Genomic DNA, 18,233 nt, shown 5'->3' with positions numbered 1-18,233 from the left:
TTTCCCTGGGGATTTACTTCATTCAGGATAAATTATGTTGACGGATCATGCTGCATTCACCGGGAAAGGCTCCTTATCCCGCTACGTACTGGATATCAATGCCAGTACCGTCAAACCTGATGTATTACGGTTCAGGGGAACGGAGGCTCTGAGTAAACCTTTTTCATGGCGAATTGAGTTCACCACCTCACAGCAAGTTCAGGGCGAAGATGTCCTTTTGAAATACGCCAGTTTCAGCATGAGAGGCTGCAAAGTTGTTCATGGCATCATTACGGGTCTTGAATGGCTTTCTTCAACTGCTGATCAGTTACATTATGCAGTTACCCTGGAATCTCGCCTCGCTTTACTCTCCTGCTCCCGGCGCTGTGCGATTTATCAGAATCTTTCTGTACCAGAAGTGGTTGAACAGGTATTGCGTCATCATGGTCTGGAGGGCGCTGATTTTGATTTTAAACTTTCCCGAGATTATCCGGTCCGTGAGCTGATAACCCAGTGGCGTGAAACTGACCTTCAGTTTATTCGGCGCATCCTGTCCGAGGTAGGTATCTGGTTTCGTCAGGAGATGAATGACGTCACAGAGCTTGATGTTACGGTCTTTGGGGACAGTCAGCTTCACTATATCTTTAACGGTAGCCTGCCCTATCATGAACCTTCCGGCCTGTATGATGGTGCGGAACTCTGTTGCTGGGGTGTGCGTACATGGCACAAGGTAGTGACGGGTAAGGTGTCAACCCGTCACTATAATCATCGAATAGCACAGGAGCCGATGGATGCTACTGTCTCAGTGCGTTCTCCAGCCGTGACAACAGGTGAGCATTATCGTTATACAGAGCCTTATCTTGAGGCCGGAGAGGATACCGATCCGGAGCCTGCAAGCGAAAGCGGTGCTTTTTATGCCCGCATTCGCCATGAGCGTGAGTTGAATAAATCGGCTTACCTTCATCTGTTCAGTAACGCGTACTGGTTGAGTCCGGGGATGGTGATTGACCCGGCTGGTGCAAACCTGGACGACGTTAAAAACGGGGTGATTATCGCCTTTGTATCATATCGTGGCTCACGGGACACGCGCCTGTATGTGTCTGTCTGGGGTATGCCGTACCGGGAAGAATATTGTTTCCGACCCACTGAAATTTCCCGTCCCGAAGTTCACGGTACGATACCGGGTCGGGTGGAAAGCCGCGAAAAGAATGATCCATATGCACATCTTGACGAGTCAGGACGCTATCGAGTGCGGATGGATTTTAATCTGGAAGAGTGTGAGCCTGGGTTTGCTTATCCGTGGCTGCGTATGATGAAACCCGTGGCCGGTGATAATTACGGCTGGCATATGCCTCTGGTAGCCGGTACGGAAGTGGGAGTCGCGTTTCACTATGGTGACCCTGACCGTCCCTATATCGCGCATGCCTTTCATGACTCAGAACACGTCGACGTTGTTTATCGTGATAACCACAGCCAGAACATTCTGCGTACAGCTGGGGGGAATACGTTGCGAATGGAGGATCTACGGGGTGAAGAGCATATTGCACTGACCACCCCGTATGGCGCGTCACAGCTTAATCAGGGCCATATTACTGATGAACAGGGCAAACAGCGAGGCTCTGGCTTTGAACTACGCACCGATGAATATGGCGTAATTCGTGTCTCAAAAGGGTTGCTTGTCACCGCTGACGGGCAGACGAAAGCCGCTGGCGATGTGCTGGATATGGATACCGCACTGCATGAGATTGAACTCTGTCAGCAGCAAATCAAAGCCTTGTCTCTCGCGGCTGCACAGGTGCAGGCGCTGGAGGCCGATATTGCCAGCCAGCAGGCGATGTTTGCGGAGCGATTCCGGGACTTGCACGAAATGATTCACTTCCATGGCCCTGAAGGTGTGGCGTTTACCAGTGGCGAACATATGCAACTGGCGGCAGCAGGCAATATCGCCATGAATGCCGGGGGCGATATCAGCAGCGGGTCAGTGGGCAACACGACCCTACTTGCCGGAGAATCCCTTGGCATGTTCGCCCACACGGGCAAGCTGAGCCTGATTTCGGGAGAAGGCCCGGTACAGGTTCAGGCGCAGAACGGGGCTATGCATATCAGCGCAGAGCAGAGGCTCAGCATCGCATCCATGAGTGAAATACTGTTTCAGGGCAAAAAGCGTATCACGCTGATCGGTGGCGGCAGCTACCTGAAAATTGAAGCCGGAAAAATTGAATACGGCACAATGGGGACATATACACGCAAGGTTAAACGCTTCGGGCTCTGTGCTCCCGCGGTCATGCCGCTTGATTTACCTGCAATGGGGAACGCCCTTAAACAGTTCATCTCCATTGCCAGCGGAAAGGACGGCGAGGCAAAAAGCACGCCTGTATTTAAATTTATGCCGGAGGAAGATGAATAATGGCAAGAGAAGATCATTATTTACCGATATTTCCGGAAGCAGATGTGATGCCCCGTAAATTTGATGGTCTGCTGGGCTGGTCGGCTGAATGGCGCTGTGTAGTTGATCCCAAAGAAAAGCCAATGACGCTGGACTGTACCGTATTACCCAACCCGTCAGTAACCGAAGTAACTGTACAGTTTGGTGATTCGCTCAGTGAAATAGCGCAGGAGCATGGTTGCACCGTTAAAGAACTGGCAAAGTTTAATCATCTCCGCAGTTCGTCGCTTATTTTTCCGGGACAGGTGCTCAAACTACCTGTTCGACAGTACCGCTTGAGTCAGGTGGAGGTCGCAAGACTGGCAGCACAGGCTGATACTTCATGTTTGCTTTCTTTTGCCTTTGAAGATTTGATAGAAAAACCGCTGCAAAAGTTGAAGGTCAGAATCGAGTCGGCGGCGGGCGAAGTGTTTGAATCGGTGACAGATGAACTGGGTAACATTCAGGATTATGTTATGGCGAAAGCAGAGGAGACCCGCGTTTTCGTCAATGGCGCACATGGTGCCAGGGAGGTGGCGAAATTTACGCCGTCAGAGGGAAAAAATGACATCAGACTGACCAGCCCGAAAGTTCGGATAAAGGGCGTGACTGAACCCATCAAAGACCGTGCAGGCCGCATTGATCTTGATAAGCACCCAGTCAATACTGTTGTTAGCGGAAGAGACAGCAGGGGTAATCCGGTTATTCAGATAAATCATACCTGTCCGAACCAATATGATCTTCATTTAGGACGCAATCTGAATTACTGGGATCAGATTATAGCGGCATCAGAGCGCAGTGGCATTATTCCGCAAAGCATCGCTGCCGTCATTAATGCTGAATCCGCCCAGATAAAAGGGGTGTGGAATAAAGATTCAGTGGCAATAAGCCGGGGGAAAACCAAAGCCGCGAAGGCATTAAAAGAGCAACGGGGCGAATCAGCCGAAGGAGTAGTTATTTATGCCAGTTCAGCTGCAGGTATGACGCAGTTTTTAAATGTCACCTGGCTTGATGAAACCTTCCGCGCAGGAACTTATCTGAATCAGAAGGCCAGAGAAAGAGGCGTACTGGCAGATAAGCCAAAGCGGGATGTACTGAATAATATTGAATATCATCCTAAAACCCATCGGCAAATCATCTTGCCGATGTTTGAGATAGCGCCGGATACCTGGTGGACAAAACAACAGATTATCGATAATCGGTTGCTCAGAGGGATAACGCCTTACCCACCCCATGCGACAAAAGCGCTTCAGGCATGGCTTAATCTGCGCTTTGAGCCGGAGTTTATCATTATGGCGGCAGTAGATTACGGGCTGTATAATCTCGCGAAGCTACGGGATGCGGGTTATAACGTGGATACGTTAAATGATGCGGAGAAAGCCAAAATATTTTATCTGACTCATCATCTGGGGCTGGGTGATGCGAAACGCTTTATCAGAAAAACCATAACGGAAGAAAGTGCGCATAAATTACTGGTGGCGCAGGTTGGGGCGAAAAAGGCTGCTTGGTATACAAACATTCCAGATAATAACGGTAGTTATATAAAAGGACATCGGATGTGGTTATCCTATTACATTGATAAAAGTATTAACCTTGAAAATTTTTATTGCCCCAAGATAGAATTCACAGAAAAACAAGAATCAGGCAGTTTAGAAAACGTAATAGAAAAGATAAAGGGAGATACAGCGTAATGATTTTTCGTACTATTGTAGTATTCTTAGTGATAGTATCTTCCGCGTCATATGCATTTGAAAAATGCTCTACCACAACTCTAGGCAAACTGGAATATATTTGGGGGCAAGGAGTAAAAGATAAACAATCGCGAATATTACTTAATGGAACAGAGGTTTTTAAAATAGATAGTTACCAAATCGGTGAGAATGTTATCGGTGATGGACGCGTTTTGGATAAGAAAAACAATATAAGCAAGTTGATCGTTTATTATAAATTCAACACCAAACAATATATAACAACCGATCCTAAGTATGGAGATTTGTACCGACATAAAGCATATCGGTTATTTGACTTCTCGGGGGAAAAAGTTGTGATATCAAATGAATTTTATCCACCTGCGGATTATGATGCGCCGATAAAATGGGTATCCTGGGGACAAAAGAACGTAGTTATTGCCTTTGGTGATGGATCTCGGTTCAAATATGAAAAAGGCAATGTGAGTATGATCGATAAAGGTATAGAGAAAATAAATGGAGGTGAAAAATAATGATTTTTCGTACTATTGTAGTATTCTTAGTGATGGTCTCTTTCGCATCATATGCATTTGAAAAATGTCCAGCGAACTCAACAAAGTGTTTTACCACAACACCAGATAAAATAAAATATATTTGGGGAAAAGAAGAAAAAGATAAGCAGTCACGCGTTTTATTGAATGGAGTGGAAATATTTAAAAATGACAGCAGTCAGATTGGATGGGATCAAGATGGGTGGTTTTATTCTGACGATAAAAAAACGGGAGGCATGAGTAAATTTGTTGTTTATTATGACTTCAACACGCCACAATATATAACCACTGATCCTAAATATGGTGATTTGTATCGATACAGAGCATATAGGATATTTGATTTTTCTGATGATAATGTTGTGGTCTCAAATGAATTTTACCCACCTGCTGATTATGATGCGCCGATAAAATGGGTATCCTGGGGACAAAAAAATGCAGTTATTGCCTTTGATGATGGATCTCGTTTTAAATATGAAAACGGTCATGTGAGCATGATCGATAACGGTTCTGAAAGTGAGAGGAATTAGATAAATTATTGCAGATAACTAATTCTACCTTCAATAATAAACACAATGAAGAGGTATATTAACTTCATGGTTAAATGGAGAAATTAAAGTGCATGCCTATAATAATCTCAGAAAATTTATCAGGATTTATTGAAAAAGAATGAATAAGTGCTGGAAAAGCCTGTGATGTAAATCTACAACCGAATGGATATTGCTCCAGGGTATTGGTGATTACCTTCAATTCATTTCCATTTTATTGTGTTTGTGTTCTCTTTTTTATTCTTTTAGGGAAATCTAACCAGACTTCAGAGCGTAAAATTAGATATGTATATTCTGGAGCATATTGGAAATGAGATACTTACTTATGACGAAGGTGAACAGTTATTATTTTATCTCAAAAAGTAAAAAGTTCATGCAAAACTGGAATGTTTTTTTATTATCGCCAGTAACTGGCTATTGCTCACAAGTTATACTTTTATGAGGGAATCATTGTTATGGTATTTAGACTGACCCCATAGATCACCAGACACCTTTCCCTCTTAAAATAAGAGATAGTTTTTAACTATGTTGAACACCAGTCAGAATAATAATATGGATGAAGTGGTATCAGGGCCTAAGTGGTGGTGTCGTACAGCACAGGAAAAAATTTCCATTATTCAGCGGACTATGGAGCTCGGTATGACTGGGTTAAACCTGAATCGTCCTGAGGCGTCAACGGTATTTCTGTGAAAAATGACTGTTTGCTCGATTTTGCGCCAGGTTGCGGGAAAAGTGGCCGCAGTGGTGGTGCTGCCCCGGCGATGGAGAGGATAGGGGCTCTTTTTCGGATTTTCTATCCCGCCATGGTATTTTTCAAACGTAATACCGCTAAATAAATAACAATTATTTATCATTTTATTTTATCTGAAATTAGTAATTTTTCTAAAAATTCTCGCTATCTGACTGATTTTAAGTTTTATTTAAATTATCCGTTAAAATATCGCCTGGTCAGGGTGATAGGGATCACTTTCTCTCAGATAGATATTTTTTATAATCACCGTTATATAAATGTTGTCCTCTGGTGAGAATATGAATGATTTACCCAAAAATAAAAGTTTGCTGGTTTTTCTGGAGGTGGCAAGGTGCGGCGGGATAATGAACGCCTCAAAAAAATTAAATATGACCCAGCCCTCGGTAACCAGAATCATCAAAGAGCTTGAAATTTATATGGGGATGCCGCTGTTTGACCGGACGAACTCCGGCGTATTTCTTAACCGTGCCGGGAATATTTTTCACAGCCGGGTTCTGAGTTACATAAACGGCATGCAGAAGTCCATTTCTGAAATCCGCAAAGAGTTCGGGAAGGATAATCAGAAATTCTCGCTGGGGTATTCATCACTGGTGGGGTACACCATTTTCCCGGAAGTGATTAACGAGTTTAAGAAGAATAACCAGAATGTGGCCGTGCATATCTATGAAGGGCAGTTATCGAGCCTGCTGCCGCTGCTGAGCACCGGTGATATCGACTGCGCGATAGGCACACTCTTAAACGATGAGCTGCCCTACGAATACAGTGCTGAAAAGCTCTTCCAGAGCCGGTTTTCAGTGTTCTCATCTGCGCTGAACCCCTTCGCCCGCGTGAAGAGCATTGCTGAGCTGAAATCCGCAAAATGGGTATTACCGGAAACGAGCCTTGGCTATTACTATAATCTGAACACCTTCCTGAAAGATCATGGTATTGATGTTGATTCCGCAATAAGAACAGATTCCATCTCATCTATTCTTAACCTGGTGACCTGTGCTAATTATGTGACCGTGCTGGCCAGCCCGATGGGTGAGGGGAGAAATAAAAAACTGTCCCTGCATGAAATAGCCATAGAAGAAAAAATGCCGGTTGCCGACTATTATTTTGTCTGGGAGAAGAAAAGCATCTCTTCCGATCTGCTGGATAAATTTATGGCGATTATTAAAGACCGCTGCTCAGTAAGCGCATGGGGAAAATAGTCGCGGGGAAGTCAAAAAGGATGCATCCGTTAAGATGCATCCTTTTTTTATCAGGCATGGGTGGCCAGGTTAACGAAAATCTGGGCACCAATCAGCAGGCAGTCGTCATCAAGATAATAAGGGTTTGAGTGCAGGTAGTTATTAATCCCTTTTTCCGCACAGCCGCTGGCCAGGAAGAACAGCGCGCCTTTCTTCTCCGGCACCGCGTTGATCATATAGCTGAAGTCTTCACTCCCGGTCATGGGTTTGCAGGTCTTATTGATGCGGGTCAGAACACCGGAAGCGCTGTCAACAATACGCTGATAAGCATATTTATGGTTAATCACCGCAGGATAACCGGTGCAGACCATATTGGTTTTAAAGCCGCGTAATGCGCTTTCGGCCATGATGGAGGTCAGGCTGTTTTTCAGAATGGTATCTGTCTCTTCATCCATGGAGCGGATTGTCCCACGGGCCTGGACATAGTCCGGGATAGCATTCGGCACGGTGCCGCCGTGTATCATGCCGCAGCCAAAGACTGCCGGGCTGAACGGGTTGGTCTTTTTGGCGACGATATAGTCGAGGTCGTCAATAATACGCACCACTTCGCGGATCGCGTCCCGGCCTTTCTGCGGGGTGGAGCCGTGGGCGGAAACCCCGTTAACGTCCAGCGTCCAGGCGGCCCCCCAGGATGACATAATATTGTCGTTAACGTTAATGGAGCCCACTTCCAGCGAGGCATCATTATGCAGGGCATAGATTTCATCCACCCCGTTCACACAGCCCCCGGCGACCATGGTCTCTGCCCCCGGCACGCGCATATCCTCTTCCGCCATCTGGAAGATAAAGCGCACATTGAAGCGCAGCTCTTCAGGGTGCTCAGCCAGGAAGCGCGCAGCGGTCAGCGCGACTGTCATGTGGGAGTCATGGCCGCAGTTATGGGCCATATTGTCATGGACTGATTTATAGTCCGTGTCTGTCATGTCCGGCATTTCCAGCCCGTCCATATCGGCACGGAAGGCGATCCTTTTCATCTGCGGATCGATATCCAGATCCGCATGGAAACCGGTATAGCCCGGGTATTCCACAATCTTGTAGCCAAAGGATTGCATCATTTTTTTGCAGTATTCGGATGTTTTATATTCCACCCCGGATGCCTCCGGAATGGTATGCAAATGATGGCGAACCTGTTTACTAAAATCTTCAAGATATTTTAACTTATCTGATAAGGTATAATCTTTCATTTGGTACTCCGAATTTCTTAAATAATATGCTGGAATTTCAGGATGGTCTGGGCAACAAGCGCAGCGCCAAAGAATGCGCTGGTAAATACCACCAGAGAGATAATGACAATTTTCCAGCTTAACGATTTCAGTTTATCCAGACTATTACCTACGGATAATCCGGCGAAGGCTAATAGCGGCGTCGTGGTGGACAAAAAATCAATTTTATCGGTCAGCTTCATAAATACCGGGCCCACCGGGGAATATGGCATGCTGAGTAATAACGCCAGCAGCGTGGCCCAGGCAAAAGCAGGAAGCGGTAATTTAGGCAGCCAGTCTTTTATCTGTAATGACGCGATAATAATTACAAACATGACCAGTGCGCCGGGCAGTGCTTCCCAGGCTGACATTCCCTTACCTACTGCCTGCGCAACAAGCACCAGAGCAATACAGGGAATAATAATTTTAGTGTTATCAGAAAATGTTTTGATATTCATAGTATTCACCTGCCGTTATTTACGCAGAAGTTTATAGATGAAGTTGCTCAGCGGTAGGGCGAGGAAAATCAGGGCGTACATACCCGTTACGGCGGCCAGCATATTACTGGTGGCGGCGAAGGCCAGAATCTGCCCTGACATGTCCGGTACGGCGTTAGCCAGAGAGGCAGAGGCGGCAGCCATCATGCTCCCGGAGCCCAGGCCACAGGCCACAGCCAGCGCCAGCGGATGCAGGCCGAAGTTAAGACCAATCGGGCTGATAATACCGAAAAATACCGTACCAATAACGCTACCGACAATATAGGTGCCGAGCACGCCAGTCCCTTCCGGGCTATTAATACCGTATTTCTCACCAATTACCCCCAGTGAGGGTTCACGGGAAATACTGGAGCAGGCACCAACGGCTTCCCTGCGCATACCGAGTAAAATAGCCAGCGGCATGGCGATAATTACTGAACCTAAGTTTCCCAGCTCCTGCAGAACCAGTGCCGGGCCGGCTTTGATCACTTCTGCAACATTAGGGCCTACTAATGTGCCATATTTAACACCCAGCGGTAATAACGAAATCATAACAACATTACCGGTGATTTTTATTGTGTCGTGGTTAAGTACCTTGCCCAGCGGCTTAAAAAGTTTACCCGCCAGATCCGGCGTAGCTAACACACCAATAATAACGGCGTAGAGCATCGGTAATAAACTGAATTTAACACCAAACGCGGTTACTCGAATAACACCGATAGATTCTGATATTGCAGTAATGACACCAGCCGCAACAATCAGTACACAAAGTGCCTGGTTTGATTTTAGGAAGCTCATAAATAAACTCACTCGTTGATTTTATTTATCTGAGCCTATCAGGAACAAAAAAAAGCAATAATTCGTTTTGCTTTTAGGGTATACAGCGAATGTATGGGGAGGGGATTAATTTTGATATTTATCAAAATAAAATAGCATAAGTTATTTTATGTTGTTGATTTTAAATGGTTTTATCGTTTTCAAATCTGCGTCACATAATTTGTATGAAGAATAAAATGCGCTGTGGCAAAGGGCGGGGAAATGAGAGGGAAGTCACAATTATTCCGGGGGAGGATCTTGCGGTAACGGCAGTGCGTTACCGCAGGAAAGGGGGCTGTATCCGCAGGCAGGGATCACCCCAGGGCGCCAGCGGTGCGGCAGCAGGCAAAGCGCAAAATATCCTCGGCCAGATGGCGGGCGGTGTCGACGTCTGCCTGGCTGCGTTTGACCAGCAGGCGGCTCAGACAGCCTTCCAGCACCAGCTCCATCTGCTCAGCCACCATGGCCGGGTCGTCGACCTCCAGCTGGGTTAACAGCGAGTGGGTAAACTCCCATGCGGCCCGTTTTTGCTGATTAGCCAGTTGATGGATCGGGTGTGCGGCATCCGGGAAAAAGCTACAGGCCGCCACAAACAGGCAACCGGGGTAGCGCTGATTGCGCACACTGTTCGTGAGCCCCTCATAGCGGGCCAGGAGTTTACTGTGGGCGCTGAGGTTTTCATCATAAAAAACCTGGCGCCGCCAGGCTTCGATTTGCTGGCTGTGGTAACGCAGTGCGTCATACAGCAGGGCTTCAGTATCTGGCCAGAAGCGGCGTATTTCGTCTCGTGGCAGATCTGCTTCCCGGGCCACCATCTCCAGCGTTGTATTCGCAATCCCTTGATGCTCAAGGACTTGCAGAGCAAGCTCTAATGTTTCTTCGCGTTGCACGTTAATATCCTCTGTTTTCTCCGGCGGTAGGCTTCCCCATTGAGTGTCGTTTACCGCAGGTGATTGTGCAAATGTGCTTCAAAGGCGGAAGCATCCATAAACCCGGTTACCCGGGCCTGTTGCAGCTCCTGGCCGTCGCTGCCAAAAAAGATAATTGTGGGTAAGCCTAGCACCCTGAGATGTTTGAGCAAGGCAACATCTTGCGGTGTGTTGCCCGTTACATCAGCCTGTAGCAGCACGGCACCGGCGAGCGCTTGCTGAACTTCCGGCGCACTGAACGTATATTTCTCAAACTCTTTACAGGCCACGCACCAGTCGGCGTAGAGATCCAGCATTACCGGTTTTCCCCGGGCCTGAGCCAGCGCCTGATCAAGCGCGTCGACGCTGCTCACGCGGGTAAAATTCAGATGTACCCCGGCGCTTGCCGGGGCAGGCTGGCCGAAGACCCAGTCCTGAAGCGGGCGGGCACTGATAAGCGCGGCAGCAAACAGAATAAGTTGCAGTAGCCGCGCCCAGTGCCGGGTGAGATTCAGGCAGGTCAGCAGTGCCCAGCCGAAGAAGGCCACCCCGAGCGCGCTCCACAGGCGCAGCCCCCACAGCTCTCCCAGTACCCGCTCCAGCAGGAATACTGGCAGGGCCAGGATAACAAAGCCAAAGGCGGTTTTAACATGGTCCATCCACGGGCCGCTGCGCGGCAGCAGGCGGCTGCCAAACACGGTGATAAGGATTAACGGTAACCCCATGCCCAGTGCGTACAGGTACAGGGTGCCGCCCCCGGTCAGCAGGTTCCCGCTCTGGGCGATATACAGCAAAATGGCGCTGAGCGGGGCAGTCGTGCAGGGGGAGCAAATCAGCCCGGCCAGGGCACCCATAGCGAACACCCCGAACAGGGAGCCCCCCTGCTGGCGGTTACTCCACAAGGTCAGGCGGGTTTGCAGTGATGAGGGCAACTGCAGCGTAAACAGGCCAAACATCGAGAGGGCCAGCAGAACAAACAGCAGCGAAATGCCGCTCAGTACCCAGGGGCTTTGCAGCGCGGCCTGGAATTGCAACCCGGCGGCGGCCACCACCAGCCCCAGGGCGGTATAGGTTAGCGCCATCCCCTGTACATAGACCAGGGCCAGCGCCAGGGCTCTGGCGGTTCCCGGGCGCTGTTGCCCGCCAAGAACGATCCCGGAAATTAACGGGTACATGGGCAGCACACAGGGGGTAAACGCCACACCAATGCCTATCAGCAGGGCCCACAGGGCTGAAAAAGGTAGCTGCGGTGCGGCGGGTGGCGTCTCCACCACTGCGGGCGGTGGTGCGCTATTCTGCGGGGCAACCTCACTGAGCGGGATACGTCTGGTTTCCGGCGGGTAGCAGAAGCCCGCATCCGCACAGCCCTGGTAGGTCACGCTGAGTGCCCCCCCGGCGCGCACCTCCGCCAGGGGGACCGTCAGTTTCAGCCCGTGGCGGTAGATTTCAGTTTTACCAAAAAACTCATCCTCATGGGATTCCCCCTTCGGCAGTGCAGGTGGGGTGATCCGGGCATTTTCCGGCTCCAGGCGGATTTGCTGGCGGTAAAGATAATAACCGGGCTGGACCTCCCAGTTCAGGAGCAGCTGGTTATCCTGCTGGCGAAACTCAAACGCGAAGGCTTTATCCACCGGGGCAAAACGGCTGGTGCCCTGGTTGCTGAACAGGCCAGCGGAAGCAAATGTACTGAAAAAAAGAAAAATCAGCGTAATGAAGCGTAAAGCCATGACAGGTACTCGCTATCTCCATGGGCCACCGGCAGGGCCAGAATTTCCGGTGTCTTGTACGGGTGATGTTGTTTCAGGGTCGCCATCAGCGCATCAAGGTGGGGGGTATCGGTTTTGAGGATCATTTGTACTTCGTACTCCTGTTCCAGCTTCCCTTCCCAGTAGTACAGGGAGGTGGCACCAGGGATCAGGGTCGCGCAGGCGGCAAGTTTTTCCCCCAGCACGAAAGCCGCAAGCTCCTGGGCGCTGGCTTCATCCGGGGCCGTGCAAAGTACAACAACAGCCTGAGTTGCAGTCATAGTTCACCTCGTCTGAATAAACCTGAGGGGGCACTATAGCATGACAACTGGCACGAAGAGATGAGATTAACCGGGCGGGAAAAGCGGGCCGCAGACCGGCCCGCCAGAGGACAAAATTACAGCACCATTCCACCAACGATAAAGCCGAGGATGACGCACAGCGCAATGGCGACAACCCCGGGGATCAGGAAGGCATGGTTAAAGACATATTTACCGATTCGGGTAGAGCCGGTGTCGTCCATTTCTACCGCCGCCAGTAAGGTCGGGTAGGTAGGCAGAACGAACAGGGCAGATACCGCAGCAAAAGAGGCGATAGCGGTCAGCGGGGTAACACCCAGCATCAGCGCGGCAGGCATCAGTGCTTTGGCAGTTGCAGCCTGAGAATAAAGCAGGGTAGCAGCAAAGAACAGCACCACAGCCAGCAGCCACGGGTAGCTCTGCAGCAGATCGCCGGCAACGGCCTGGATATCCTGAATATGGTGTTTAACGAAAGTATCGCCCAGCCAGGCAACACCCAGCACACAGATACAGGCGCTCATACCGGATTTAAACGTACCGGCGTTGAGGATTTCACCGGTATCCACTTTACAGGTAATGCAGATAAGGGTGGCGATGGTCAGCATGAAGACGACGATAGCTTCGTTACGCGGCAGTACCGGGTTCTGGATCAGGCCTACCGTGTCGCTGATGGCGGTCGCGTAGAACATCACCGCAATGATACCGATAAGGAACAGCATCACTGAACGCTTGGCGTAAGGTTTCAGCTCGAACACCTGAGTGCCGCGCAGTTTGACTTCGCCTTTTGCCAGACGCTCCTGGTAAACCGGATCGTCTTTCAGCTCGCAACCGAGGAAGTTACACATTACTGCGGTGATCATTACAGCTGCCAGCGTGACCGGAATACAGATACCCAGCAGTGTCAGGTAGCTGACGCCCATCGGCTCCAGGAGCCCGGCAAAGAACACCACGGCCGCTGAAATCGGCGATGCGGTGATGGCAATCTGGGAAGCGATAACCGCGATAGACAGCGGACGAGACGGGCGGATGCCCTGCTCTTTTGCCACTTCGGTAATAACCGGCAGGGTAGAGAAGGCCGTATGGCCGGTGCCCGCCAGAATGGTCATAGACCAGGTCACCAGCGGTGCCAGGAAGGTAATGTATTTAGGTTTACTACGCAGCAGACGCTCAGCCAGGCTGACCAGATAATCCATACCACCGGCGATTTGCATCGCGGCGATAGCGGCGATAACCGCCATGATTATCTCAATAACGTCAAAGGGGATCGACCCGGGGTTAATTTGAAAGACAAGAGTGAGTACCAGTACGCCCAGACCACCGGCAAAACCAATTCCTATGCCGCCGAGCCGGGCGCCGAGGTAGATCGCCAGAAGGACGATAACGAGTTCAGCTCCAAACATAATGGCTTCCTTGTTGTTAGCTTAAAGATGCTTGATTGTTGTCAATTTGTTTCATTACACAAAGAAAAAGGCACGTCACTCCGGACGTGCCTGTAAAGTTATAGTGCAGAGCCTCTGTTACTGTTCGCTTTCATCGGTATAGCGTTTAGCTTTATAGGCAGGGTGCATCAGGTTTTGCGGAGAGAAGATATCGTCCAGCTCAGCTTCGGTCAGCAGGCCGCGCTCCAGGACCACTTCGCGCACACTCTTACCGGTTTCTGCACAAATTTTACCCACAATGTCACCGTTATGGTGGCCAATGAACGGGTTCAGATAGGTGACGATACCGATAGAGTTAAAGACATAGCTTTCGCAAACGTCTTTGTTCGCCGTGATGCCGTTAATGCATTTTTCCAGCAGGTTGTAGCAGGCGTTAGTCAGAATGTGGATGGACTCAAACAGCGCCTGGCCGATGACCGGCTCCATCACGTTCAGCTGCAGCTGGCCTGCTTCAGATGCCATGGTCACGGTGATGTCGTTACCGATGACTTTGAAGCATACCTGGTTTACCACTTCCGGAATTACCGGGTTAACTTTAGCCGGCATGATGGAAGAGCCTGCCTGCAGTTCTGGCAGGTTGATTTCATTCAGGCCAGCGCGCGGGCCGGAAGAGAGCAGACGCAGGTCGTTACAGATCTTAGACAGTTTCACCGCCAGACGCTTCAGGGAGCTGTGTACCATTACGTAGGCACCGCAGTCTGAGGTTGCTTCAATCAGATCTTCTGCCGGAACAACCGGCAGGCCGCTGACTTCAGCCAGTTTCTGTACTGCCAGCTGCTGGTAGCCTTCCGGCGTGTTCAGCCCGGTGCCGATAGCGGTCGCGCCGAGGTTCACCTCAAGCAGCAGTTCAGCAGTGCGCAGCAGGTTTTTCGTTTCTTCGTTCAGCAGAACGTTGAACGCGTGGAACTCCTGGCCCAGCGTCATAGGGACAGCATCCTGCAGCTGGGTGCGGCCCATCTTCAGGATTTCAGCAAATTCGGTGGATTTACGCTTAAAGCCATCTTCCAGCTGGTGGATGGCATCAACCAGTTTCACCAGGGAGGCGTATACCGCAATACGGAAGCCGGTCGGGTAGGCGTCGTTGGTGGACTGGCATTTGTTCACATGGTCATTCGGGTTGAGGTACTGGTACTCCCCTTTCTGATGGCCCATCAGTTCCAGGCCAATATTGGCCAGCACTTCGTTGGTGTTCATGTTAACGGAAGTACCGGCACCGCCCTGGTAAACGTCTACCGGGAACTGGTCCATGCATTTGCCATTGTTCAGGACTTCGTCGCAGGCTGCGACAATAGTGTTGGCAATAGTTTTTGGAATGGTCTGGAGCTCTTTGTTGGCGAGAGCAGCGGCTTTTTTGACCATTACCATGCCGCGCACAAATTCAGGGATATCGCTGATTTTACTATTACTGATGTAAAAGTTTTCAATCGCTCTCAGAGTGTGGACACCATAGTAAGCATCCGCTGGTACTTCCCTGGTCCCCAACAAATCTTCTTCGATACGAATGTTATTGAGCATGTGAACCTTCTTATTCAATCTGCCAATGGTTGACCCTGTTTTTGCACAGGATATTTTGGTTGTTCGACACTTTGACCGATATTATGTCCATAATCAGCCATCCAGAGGCGATCATATGCTGATAATAGCGAAAAGCCGTAACCTGGATCACTTATTGCCAGGGGAATCGTATTCTCCTGACAATTATGTGAAATGACTCACTGATTACGCACTCCGGTAAAAACTGTTGCCTGAAATGGTTGCTTTTCCTGTTAATCGCCTCCATCTGTAAACAACAGGATATGAGTGTAGCTGGCGGTTCAGGAAACTCGCCATCATGACAGGAGAATACGGTGCGCTGGATACCGTTTATTACATTTTTTCTCTACGTTTATGTAGAAATCTCGATTTTTGTGCAGGTCGCCCAGGTCCTTGGCGTCCTGCTTACGCTGCTGCTGGTTATCTTCAGCTCGGTGGTGGGTTTTTCGCTGATCCGCAACCAGGGATTTAAAAACCTGATGGTGATGCAGCAGAAAATAGCGCAGGGCGAGAGCCCGGCGGCAGAGATGATCAAGAGTGTCTCGCTGATTCTGGCCGGTTTACTGCTGGTGATCCCCGGGTTCTTTACTGATTTTCTCGGCCTGTTACTGCTGCTGCCACCAGTGCAAAAACTGCTGACGCTGCGTCTGATGCCGTTTCTGCACTTCTCCTCTTTCCCCGGGGGCTTTAGCGCCGGAACCGGGGGCGGCAGCGGCCAGACCTTTGACGGTGAGTTCCAGCGTAAGCATGACGAGCAGGAACGGCTGGATAATAAAGACCACCGGGATGACCGGTAATATGGCGTAATGCGTAATGAAAGCCGGGGTTACCCGGCTTTTTTGTGCGCCGCCCCGTGCCGGGTGGCGAACGGCAGCACCCACCAGAGCACAGCCAGCATCACCAGGGCATACAGGCTTTTCCAGCCGGTCATCAGCAAAAGCCCGAGGCACAAAACCGTTCCGCACAGGGCCAGCAGGCGGTTTTTCCCCGTCAGCAGGCGGCAGCCCGCCACCATGCACAGCAGGTAAATCATAATAAAAATGCCGTTAGCGTAGACAATCAGGGTGTCGAGGTTGATCTCCGCCAGGTAGATAACCAGCGAGCTCACCACACAGCAGCCCAGCACCAGATTCAGGGCGTTTGCCGGTATCTGGCGGGGGCTGAGCCGGGCCAGGTAGCTCCCCGGGTTGTGCTGCGCCTGGGACCACACCAGGCGGGCAAAGCTCTGAATATAGATATTGAGGCTGGCAAAACAGGCCAGAAAACCAATAATGCAGGCTACCCACAGTGCCTTAAGCCCGAAGAGCTGCACCACAATCGACGGTAACGACGCCGCAGCCGCCTGATTGTCGCCGAATGCGTGAAAATGCAGCACGATAGCCGTGCAGGCCCAGTAGACGGCCCCGGCCAGCAGCAGGCCGGTTATCAGCGCTCTGGGAAAGTCGCGCATGGGGTTGCGAAATTCAGCGGCCAGATGGGCGAAGGCTTCAAGGCCGACAAAACACCAGAACATCACCGACAGGGCGGCAAACAGCTGGTGCTGGTCAATATCACGGACCGCCGGGAACGGGATCTGGCGGGCGTCTATTCCCCCTGCCAGCCAGATGGCGCCAATCAGCGCAACTATCAGTATCGCGACCAGCACCTGTAGATTGGCGCTGGTACTGGCCCCGCGAGAGCCCACCCACCAGACGATAGCCAGGGTGCCCAGCTGCGCCAGCAGCAGACTGGCGCCGTGCCAGCCAAACAGCGCCTGGCCAAACCCGGTGGCAATATGCAACGCCGCAGGCAGGCCCACCGGGATCACGGACAAAAACAGCCAGCCGGTAACCTTTTCAAGGCGCGGGCCAAAGGCCAGGCCGACAAAATGCGCCACGCCGCCGGCGCTGGGGTAGTGGCGCCCGAGGGTGGCAAACACAATCGCAATGGGAAAGACCAGCGCAATCAGAACAGGCCAGGCCCACAGGCTGTTATCGCCTGCCACCATTGCCGCCAGCGCCGGAACCGCGAATACCCCGGTGCCCAGTAGTGAGGTGGAAAGTAACCCAATACCCTGGGCCAGGCCCAGCTCCTGTTTAAGACCGCTCATCATCTTGTCCCGGGATGTGTAAAAGCCCATATTAGCATGGCCGCAGGGGCGAATAAGCGGCGCGAATTCCCTGTATTTTCCAGGGTTCGCAGGATTTTTGCGGGCAATGGCGCACCAGAAAAATTTTTTTCATTTTGCCCCTTGAAGCGGCTAAGCCCCATCCCCATCTCTTTCGTCACCAGCCGGGGTGAATATACGCCACGGCGCAACCCAACAACCGTTACGGACTTTCTCAAAGGAGAGTTATCAATGAAAATTCGTCCATTGCATGATCGTGTGATCGTCAAGCGCAAAGAAGTTGAATCCAAATCTGCTGGCGGCATCGTTCTGACCGGCTCCGCTGCGGGCAAATCTACTCGCGGTGAAGTGCTGGCTGTTGGCAATGGCCGCATCCTTGAAAATGGCGAAATGAAACCGCTGGACGTGAAAGTCGGCGATATCGTGATTTTCAATGATGGCTACGGTGTGAAATCTGAAAAGATCGACAATGAAGAAGTGTTGATCATGTCTGAATCCGACATTCTGGCAATTGTTGAAGCGTAATCACCTGCGCGA

At 50.4% G+C, this 18,233-nt stretch carries 16 protein-coding genes; 7 read left to right on the top strand and 9 right to left on the bottom strand.

The window, feature by feature from the left end; translation table 11 throughout:
- The first annotated feature begins 34 nt into the window (after nt 1–34).
- The 5 genes from EBL_RS17525 (at nt 35) to tdcA (ending at nt 7,132) form a co-directional block, all read left to right on the top strand.
- Nucleotides 35–2,386 (top strand): type VI secretion system Vgr family protein, encoded by a 2,352-nt coding sequence (locus EBL_RS17525; protein WP_002441533.1) that lies wholly within the window; start codon nt 35–37, stop codon nt 2,384–2,386.
- Nucleotides 2,386–4,095, top strand: coding sequence for a LysM peptidoglycan-binding domain-containing protein (locus tag EBL_RS17520; protein ID WP_002441535.1), 1,710 nt, complete (start codon nt 2,386–2,388; stop codon nt 4,093–4,095). The genes EBL_RS17525 and EBL_RS17520 overlap by 1 nt, the downstream gene beginning before the upstream one ends.
- Complete coding sequence (locus tag EBL_RS17515) at nt 4,095–4,625, top strand: hypothetical protein (protein WP_002441537.1); 531 nt, start codon at nt 4,095–4,097, stop codon at nt 4,623–4,625. The genes EBL_RS17520 and EBL_RS17515 overlap by 1 nt, the downstream gene beginning before the upstream one ends.
- Entirely contained in the window at nt 4,625–5,170 is a 546-nt protein-coding gene (locus EBL_RS17510; protein WP_002441538.1) for a hypothetical protein, read from the top strand. The genes EBL_RS17515 and EBL_RS17510 overlap by 1 nt, the downstream gene beginning before the upstream one ends.
- Nucleotides 5,171–6,196: 1,026 nt before the next feature.
- Nucleotides 6,197–7,132 (top strand): transcriptional regulator TdcA, encoded by a 936-nt coding sequence (tdcA, locus tag EBL_RS17505; protein WP_337459820.1) that lies wholly within the window; start codon nt 6,197–6,199, stop codon nt 7,130–7,132.
- A gap of 50 nt (nt 7,133–7,182) precedes the next feature.
- Here tdcA and EBL_RS17500 read toward each other — a convergent pair whose 3' ends face one another.
- The 8 genes from EBL_RS17500 to aspA all read right to left on the bottom strand — a co-directional run bounded on the left by EBL_RS17500 (nt 7,183) and on the right by aspA (nt 15,571).
- Nucleotides 7,183–8,355: a M20 metallopeptidase family protein gene (locus EBL_RS17500; protein ID WP_002441544.1), complete on the bottom strand. Its 1,173-nt coding sequence runs from the start codon at nt 8,353–8,355 to the stop codon at nt 7,183–7,185.
- A 17-nt stretch (nt 8,356–8,372) separates the two neighbouring features.
- On the bottom strand, nt 8,373–8,831 hold the full coding sequence (locus tag EBL_RS17495; protein ID WP_002441546.1) for a hypothetical protein: 459 nt from the start codon (nt 8,829–8,831) through the stop codon (nt 8,373–8,375).
- Nucleotides 8,832–8,846: 15 nt separating this feature from the next.
- A complete protein-coding gene (locus tag EBL_RS17490) occupies nt 8,847–9,659 on the bottom strand; it encodes a DUF3100 domain-containing protein (protein WP_232001878.1) in 813 nt (270 codons plus the stop codon).
- A gap of 320 nt (nt 9,660–9,979) precedes the next feature.
- Nucleotides 9,980–10,555, bottom strand: coding sequence for a transcriptional regulator (locus EBL_RS17485; protein ID WP_002441550.1), 576 nt, complete (start codon nt 10,553–10,555; stop codon nt 9,980–9,982).
- Nucleotides 10,556–10,605: 50 nt separating this feature from the next.
- Complete coding sequence (locus tag EBL_RS17480) at nt 10,606–12,300, bottom strand: protein-disulfide reductase DsbD (protein ID WP_002441552.1); 1,695 nt, start codon at nt 12,298–12,300, stop codon at nt 10,606–10,608.
- On the bottom strand, nt 12,276–12,599 hold the full coding sequence (gene cutA, locus EBL_RS17475; RefSeq protein ID WP_002441554.1) for a divalent cation tolerance protein CutA: 324 nt from the start codon (nt 12,597–12,599) through the stop codon (nt 12,276–12,278). Before cutA ends, EBL_RS17480 begins: the two co-directional genes overlap by 25 nt.
- Nucleotides 12,600–12,715: 116 nt before the next feature.
- Nucleotides 12,716–14,017, bottom strand: a complete 1,302-nt coding sequence (locus EBL_RS17470; RefSeq protein WP_002441555.1) for an anaerobic C4-dicarboxylate transporter — start codon at nt 14,015–14,017, stop codon at nt 12,716–12,718.
- A gap of 117 nt (nt 14,018–14,134) precedes the next feature.
- Nucleotides 14,135–15,571 carry an aspartate ammonia-lyase gene (aspA, locus tag EBL_RS17465; protein WP_002441557.1) on the bottom strand — a complete coding sequence of 479 codons (1,437 nt, stop codon included), beginning with the start codon at nt 15,569–15,571 and terminating at the stop codon, nt 14,135–14,137.
- Between the two features lie 332 nt (nt 15,572–15,903).
- Between aspA and EBL_RS17460 the strand changes: the two genes are divergently transcribed.
- Entirely contained in the window at nt 15,904–16,386 is a 483-nt protein-coding gene (locus EBL_RS17460) for an FxsA family protein (protein WP_002441559.1), read from the top strand.
- Between the two features lie 29 nt (nt 16,387–16,415).
- On the opposite strand, the gene yjeH is transcribed toward EBL_RS17460, so the two are convergent.
- Nucleotides 16,416–17,678 (bottom strand): L-methionine/branched-chain amino acid transporter, encoded by a 1,263-nt coding sequence (yjeH, locus tag EBL_RS17455; protein ID WP_034920288.1) that lies wholly within the window; start codon nt 17,676–17,678, stop codon nt 16,416–16,418.
- Between the two features lie 249 nt (nt 17,679–17,927).
- On the opposite strand from yjeH, the gene EBL_RS17450 reads away from it, so the two are divergent.
- Entirely contained in the window at nt 17,928–18,221 is a 294-nt protein-coding gene (locus EBL_RS17450) for a co-chaperone GroES (protein WP_002441564.1), read from the top strand.
- Nucleotides 18,222–18,233: the final 12 nt, after the last annotated feature.

The sequence above is a fragment of the Shimwellia blattae DSM 4481 = NBRC 105725 genome (assembly GCF_000262305.1).
In the GTDB taxonomy this organism is placed as follows: domain Bacteria; phylum Pseudomonadota; class Gammaproteobacteria; order Enterobacterales; family Enterobacteriaceae; genus Shimwellia; species Shimwellia blattae.
Note: the sequence above shows the minus strand (reverse complement) of the source record. Positions and strands in the feature narration are given on the sequence as shown.

Bases quoted from the DNA above. Each gene is read 5' to 3' on its own strand.
- EBL_RS17525 (WP_002441533.1), top strand. From the start codon at position 35: ATGTTGACGGATCATGCTGCATTCACCGGGAAAGGCTCCTTATCCCGC.
- EBL_RS17520 (WP_002441535.1), top strand. From the start codon at position 2,386: ATGGCAAGAGAAGATCATTATTTACCGATATTTCCGGAAGCAGATGTG.
- EBL_RS17515 (WP_002441537.1), top strand. From the start codon at position 4,095: ATGATTTTTCGTACTATTGTAGTATTCTTAGTGATAGTATCTTCCGCG.
- EBL_RS17510 (WP_002441538.1), top strand. From the start codon at position 4,625: ATGATTTTTCGTACTATTGTAGTATTCTTAGTGATGGTCTCTTTCGCA.
- tdcA (WP_337459820.1), top strand. From the start codon at position 6,197: ATGTTGTCCTCTGGTGAGAATATGAATGATTTACCCAAAAATAAAAGT.
- EBL_RS17500 (WP_002441544.1), bottom strand. From the start codon at position 8,355: ATGAAAGATTATACCTTATCAGATAAGTTAAAATATCTTGAAGATTTT.
- EBL_RS17495 (WP_002441546.1), bottom strand. From the start codon at position 8,831: ATGAATATCAAAACATTTTCTGATAACACTAAAATTATTATTCCCTGT.
- EBL_RS17480 (WP_002441552.1), bottom strand. From the start codon at position 12,300: ATGGCTTTACGCTTCATTACGCTGATTTTTCTTTTTTTCAGTACATTT.
- cutA (WP_002441554.1), bottom strand. From the start codon at position 12,599: ATGACTGCAACTCAGGCTGTTGTTGTACTTTGCACGGCCCCGGATGAA.
- EBL_RS17470 (WP_002441555.1), bottom strand. From the start codon at position 14,017: ATGTTTGGAGCTGAACTCGTTATCGTCCTTCTGGCGATCTACCTCGGC.
- aspA (WP_002441557.1), bottom strand. From the start codon at position 15,571: ATGCTCAATAACATTCGTATCGAAGAAGATTTGTTGGGGACCAGGGAA.
- yjeH (WP_034920288.1), bottom strand. From the start codon at position 17,678: ATGAGCGGTCTTAAACAGGAGCTGGGCCTGGCCCAGGGTATTGGGTTA.
- EBL_RS17450 (WP_002441564.1), top strand. From the start codon at position 17,928: ATGAAAATTCGTCCATTGCATGATCGTGTGATCGTCAAGCGCAAAGAA.